This is a genomic window from Nocardia arseniciresistens, from assembly GCF_046764875.1.
Taxonomy (GTDB): domain Bacteria; phylum Actinomycetota; class Actinomycetes; order Mycobacteriales; family Mycobacteriaceae; genus Nocardia; species Nocardia arseniciresistens.
This window is the reverse complement of record NZ_JBKORD010000040.1, coordinates 1-4,087: the sequence shown is the minus strand read 5'-3', so window position 1 is coordinate 4,087 and position 4,087 is coordinate 1. Positions and strand designations below refer to the sequence as shown.

The following is a 4,087-nucleotide window of genomic DNA, read 5'->3' as shown; positions in this document are numbered from 1 at the left end:
AGGATGTTCCGGTCGCAGCGGAGCGCGACGATCGGCATCGGTGAGCGGCGCGTCGGGATACGACGACAAATCCAGCGCATCCACCACCAGCGTGGACCGTCCGGGCGCGAGGTCGGTACCGGCACCTGAGGTGGTCAGCACACACACCGGGTCCGCCGCGTCCAGCACGTAAGCGATCCGCTCGGCGGGCTGCTCCAGATCCAGCGGCACGTAGCCACCGCCCGCCTCCACGACCGCGTAGATCGCGACCAGCAGGTCCAGTGAGCGGGGAATCCCCACCGCCACAAAGGTTTCCGGACCCACACCCGCCTCGACCAGACGACGCGCCAAACGATGCACCCGACGCGCGAAGTCGCCGTAGGACAGACTTGTCCCCTCGAAGGTCACCGCGACCGCGTCCGGGGTCCGCTCCGCCTGCGCCTCGAACAACGGGATCAGGGTCGTGGCATCGATCGGGTACCCGGTGGCGTTCCACCGATGCAGCACCAGCGACCGTTCATCGTCACCGAGCAGATCAATAGCATGCAAGGGCCGCTGCGGATCCTCCGCGATCAACTCGAGCACTCGCAGGTAACGGTCGGCGAACCCGGCCACCGTCGCCGGATCGAACAGATCTGTGGCGTAAGAGAACTCAGCGAGCATGCCGCTGTCCGCCTCGCCGGATTCCTGGATGGTCAGCGACAGGTCGAATTTCTCCGTACCGACCTCGAAATCGACCGCAGAGACTCGCAGGCCTGGCAGTTCGAACGTGCTTTCCGGCAGGTTCTGGAATGACAGCATCACCTGGAACAACGGATGCCGAGCCTGCGAACGAGCCGGATTGAGCACCTCAACCAAACGCTCGAACGGCACATCAGCATGCGCGAACGCATGCAAATCCGTATCACGAACCTCAGCAAGCAACTCCGCCACAGTGCGCTCACCGCGAATCGGCGTACGCAACACCAAAGTATTGACGAACATGCCAACCAGATCGTCCAGCGCCGCCTCACCACGACCAGCCACCGGAGTACCGATCGCAATGTCATCAGTACCCGACAACCGCGCCAACAACACCGCCAACGCACTATGCATAACCATGAACAACGACGCATTATGCGCCCGACCGATCTCGACCAACCGACGCTGAGTCTCAGCCGAAATCACAAACGGATAATTGCCGCCACGATAACCGGCCACTGCGGGACGTCGCCGGTCCGACGGCAACGCCAGCTCATCGGGCAGATCCGCCAATTGAGTAGCCCAGTAACGAATCTGGTTGGAGAGCAACGACTCCGAGTCATCCTCCGAACCCAGCACCTCACGCTGCCACAGCGCGTAATCGGCGTACTGCACCGGCAGCTTGGCCCACGCCGGGTACTCCCACAGGGTGCGCGCGGCGTAGGCGACCATGACGTCGCGCGCCAGCGGAGCCATGGACCAGCCGTCGGTGGAGATGTGGTGCACCACCATGCCGAGCACGTATTCGGATTCGCTGATCTCGAATAGCCGCGCGTGCAACGGCACTTCGCTGGTGACATCGAAGGCCAGGGAGGCCAACTCGATCAGGTGGTCGACCAAGGTGACCTCGGTGACCGGAACAGGGGTCAGGTCCGGAACGATCTGTGCCGCATCCAGGATCACCTGCACCGGCCCGGTAGCGGTCTCCGGGAATACCGTTCGCAGTGATTCGTGTCGGTCGATCACATCGATAACAGCGATCTGTAGTGCGGCCACATCCAGTTCACCGGACAAACGAATAGCAACCGGGATGTTGTTGACCGCCGACTCGTTGGCATCAGTACTACCCGCGGAGAACCGGTTGAGGAACCACATACGCTGCTGCGCCAACGACAACGGCACCCGCTCGGGCCGCTCACGCGCCACCAACTCACGCCACGCCCCGACACCGGCATGCGACTCGACCCGCGCCGCCAACGCCGCCACGGTCGAGGCCTCGAACAACATCCGCACCGGCACCCGGGTATCGAGCGCGTTACCCAACCGGGACGCCACCTGCGTAGCGATCAGTGAGTTACCACCCAGAGTGAAGAAATCATCATCGGCACCGACCCGATCGACACCGAGCACCTCACCGAACACCTGCGCCACGATCTCCTCGATCGGCGTCGACGGCGCCCGGAACTGCCGCACCTCGAACACCGGCGCAGGCAGAGCCCGACGATCCAGTTTTCCGGTGGGAGTCAACGGAACCTTGTCGATCACCGTGATCGACGACGGCACCATGTAGCTGGGCAACCGCCGCCCCAAATTCCCGGCCAACTCCGCAACATCAACCGAATATCCCGGCACGGCAACGACATACGACACCAGCACCGTCACGCCGGCGGTACCGGTATGCCCCACCGTGACAGCGAAATCGACACTGGGATCGGCGGTCAACGCCGCATCGATCTCCCCCAATTCGATACGGAAACCACGCACCTTCACCTGGAAGTCGGAACGGCCTACGTACTCGACCGCACCACCAGCAGTCCAACGCACCACGTCACCGGTGCGATACATCCGCTCACCATCGGCACCGAACGGATTAGCTACAAACCGATCCGACGACAAACCAGCACGCCCGAGATAACCGCGCGCCAACTGAATCCCAGACACGTACAGCTCACCAGCCACACCGACCGGCACCGGCTGCAACCGCGAATCCAGCACCAATGCCCGCATACCCCGGACCGGACCACCCACAGTCACCCGATCACCCGGCAACAACGCAGCACTGATATTGCTGGCAATCGTCGCCTCGGTCGGACCATAAGCATTGAAGAACGCCCGATCGCCACCGGCACCGAACTTCGCAATCAAATCAGCCGAAACCGCCTCACCACCAGCGATCACCACCCGCACACCAGCCAACGCCGCCGGATCCATCGACGCCAAAACCGACGGCGTCAACATCACATGAGTCACCCGCTCCACACGGATCAACTCGGCAAGCTCGGCACCGCCATACATTCCCGGCGGCACCACCACCAACGCACCACCACCGCCGACGGCGAGCAAAAGCTCCAGAATCGACGCATCGAAACTCGGCGAAGCGAAATGCAGCGCCCGGGTAGAACTATCCAACCCATACCGCTCGTTCTGCTCGGCACGGAAATTCGCCAAACCAGCATGGGTCACCACCACACCCTTCGGCACACCCGTCGTGCCGGAGGTATAGATCACATACGCCGGATGCTGCGGTCGCAACGAACGCAACCGATCCGAATCAGTCACCGCCGCATCCGAATACCCATCCAGATCCAGCTCGTCGAGCACCAGCCAGTCCACCGAATCCGGCAACTGCGCACGCACCGCCGACACCGTCACGCCCACCCGCGACCCCGAGTCGGCCACCATGTACCCGATCCGGTCCTCCGGCAGACCCGCATCAACCGGCAAGAATGCCGCACCCGACTTCGACACGCCCCACTCGGCCAGATACGACAACTCCGAGCGCGGCACCGCAATCGCGACGACATCCTCGGCACCGGCACCGGACTCGATCAGCAACCGGGCCAAACGATTCGACCGCGCGTCCAACTCGGCATACGTCAGCGTCGCGAAGCGAGTCGATGAGGGGTGGTCGGGCGAGGGCTGGGCCGGACTCCTGCCGTCGAACACCACCGCCGTCGCTTGCGGATCACCAGCCACCGCCTCGGCCAACAACTCCGGCAACGTCCGCGCCGACTCCGCAGCCAACCCCGCACGCGAAATCAATCCAGCGCGCTCACCCACACCCAAAATGTCGACGGCCCCGACCGCGACATCGGGGTCACCGACGATCTCCTCGAGAACCCGCACCCACCGCTGCGCGATATCGGCAGCGGTCGACTCATCGAACAGATCCGTCGCATAGGTCAACTCCAGAGTCCAGCCACCAGCCGGCATCTCCGACAACACGAACTGCAGATCGAACCTCGCCAGATCGACCATCAACTCCTGTACTTGGACACTCGACCCGTCCAACTCCAGGCGAGCCCGATCCAGGTTCTGTACCGACAGCACCACCTGGAACAACGGATGCCGAGCCTGCGAACGAGCCGGATTCAACACCTCCACCAAACGCTCGAACGGCACATCCGCATGCCCGAACGCCGCCAAA

Annotated in this window: 1 protein-coding gene; it reads right to left on the bottom strand. The window is 63.2% G+C overall.

Features of this window, described 5'->3' with window-relative positions; translation table 11 throughout:
• Nucleotides 1-4,087: amino acid adenylation domain-containing protein (locus ACLMAJ_RS37975; RefSeq protein ID WP_412018756.1), on the bottom strand; the 4,087-nt coding region annotated here is incomplete at both ends.